The 1,602-nt window shown below is 70.8% G+C and carries 2 protein-coding genes and 1 pseudogene; all 3 read left to right on the top strand.

The window, feature by feature from the left end; genetic code table 11:
* Positions 1–50 precede the first annotated feature (50 nt).
* Positions 51–389: an antibiotic biosynthesis monooxygenase family protein gene (locus FF041_RS24740; protein ID WP_153524868.1), complete on the top strand. Its 339-nt coding sequence runs from the start codon at positions 51–53 to the stop codon at positions 387–389.
* Positions 386–1,288 carry an NAD(P)-dependent oxidoreductase gene (locus tag FF041_RS24735; RefSeq protein ID WP_153524867.1) on the top strand — a complete coding sequence of 301 codons (903 nt, stop codon included), beginning with the start codon at positions 386–388 and terminating at the stop codon, positions 1,286–1,288. Before FF041_RS24740 ends, FF041_RS24735 begins: the two co-directional genes overlap by 4 nt.
* A pseudogene (locus tag FF041_RS24730) lies at positions 1,285–1,602 on the top strand (amidohydrolase family protein); the annotation flags it as partial. The gene FF041_RS24735 and the pseudogene FF041_RS24730, both read left to right, overlap by 4 nt.

Below are 1,602 nucleotides of genomic sequence, written 5' to 3'. Positions count from 1 at the left end.
ATGAGTCCTTTGGAGACGTGCTGTGCCGGAAACGACCGTCAGGAGGAGACATGCGCACCGTGCAGAACGGACAAGCCACCGACAAGCTCTCCGTGGTGTACTCGGTCCACGTCGTCGAAGGCGGCGAGCAGGGATTCCTGGACGCGTATGAACGCATACGGAGATCCGTCGCCAGCGTCCCCGGGCATCTCATCGACCGGCTGGGAGAGCCGATCGACGACTCCCGCCAGTGGGTGATCACCAGCGAATGGGAGACCCCCGAGCACTTCTTCGCCTGGCAGCAGGGCGACGACCACCGCGCCCTGCTGGAACCGCTGCGCCGCTGGGTCGACCAGACGCAGTCGCTGCGGTTCCGGATCATCCAGGAGACCGTGGGAGCCAGGACATGACGCCCTCCGACGGCCCCGGCCCCGGCCCCGGCCCCGTTGCCGTCCTCGGCCTCGGATCGATGGGCAGCGGCCTGGCCACCCGCCTCCTGGACCGTGGAGTCCGGGTACGGGTGTGGAACCGCACGGCGGAACGCGCCGAGCCGCTCGCCCGCGCCGGGGCGACCGTCGCCGCCCATCCGGCCGACGCCATCGCCGGAACCAGGGCCGTCATCTGCACCGTGTCCGACAGCGAAGCCCTCGCCTCGGTGCTGCGCGGACCGGACGGGGTCCTCTCCCAGGGCCCGTACCCGGGCGCGCTGGTGTGCGCCAGCACCGTCGCCCCCGACGAGGTCGTCCGGCTCACCGGAGACCAGAAGTCCGTGCTGGACGTCGGCATGCTCGGCAACCGGGACCATGCCCGCACCGGTGAGCTGCGACTGTTCGTCGGCGGCGAGGAACGGGTCTTCGCCGCCGGGCGCCCGCTGCTCGACCTGCTCGGCAAGGAAGTCGTCCACCTCGGCGGCCTCGGCTCCGGCATGCGGATGAAGCTGCTGCTCAATCTGCTGATGGGCATAGAGGTCCAGGCGATGGCGGAGGCCGTCGAACTCGCGGCGGCCTCCGGCCTCGACCGGAAGCTCGTCCTGAAGGCCATCGCGGGCAGCGGCTTCGCCTCGCCCGTCATGGCCTTCAAAGCGAAGCGCCTGGCCACCGGGCACTTCGACCAGCCCGACTTCCGGCTGCGGCTGATGGCCAAGGATCTGCTGCTCGCCTCCGACCAGGCCGCGACCGCCGGACTGCGGCTGCCGCTGCTGTCCGCGGCCACCGAGACCCATGTACGCGCCACCGAGCAGGGGCACGGTGACGAGGACTGTGTCGCGGTCGCCCGGACCCTCACACCGAAACCGGGAACCCATCCATGATCATCGATATCCACGGTCATCTGTCCCCGCCGGAGGCCGCCCGCCGATTCCCCATGCCGCCCGCCCTCACCGACGTCGACGGGATGCTCGCCGCCCGCGCCCAGGCCGGGATCGACCTCACCGTCATCGGCAGCCCGGTCGGGGCGGGGGCGATGGCACGCGTCCCCGGAGTCGACAACTACCGTCAGCCGCGGGACCGTCTGCGGGCCTTCCACGCCTGGATGTCGGGGCTGATCCGCACCTTCCCCGACCAGCTCCGCGGCTATGTGTACGCCAACCCCTTCGGCGACGACGACCATCTGGAAGGGGTCCGG

This window comes from Streptomyces jumonjinensis, assembly GCF_009600885.1.
Lineage (GTDB): Bacteria > Actinomycetota > Actinomycetes > Streptomycetales > Streptomycetaceae > Streptomyces > Streptomyces jumonjinensis.
This window is presented reverse-complemented; position numbering and strand designations above follow the sequence as displayed.

Excerpts from the sequence above, each read along its gene's own strand:
- FF041_RS24740 (WP_153524868.1), top strand. The coding sequence starts at position 51 with ATGCGCACCGTGCAGAACGGACAAGCCACCGACAAGCTCTCCGTGGTG.
- FF041_RS24735 (WP_153524867.1), top strand. The coding sequence starts at position 386 with ATGACGCCCTCCGACGGCCCCGGCCCCGGCCCCGGCCCCGTTGCCGTC.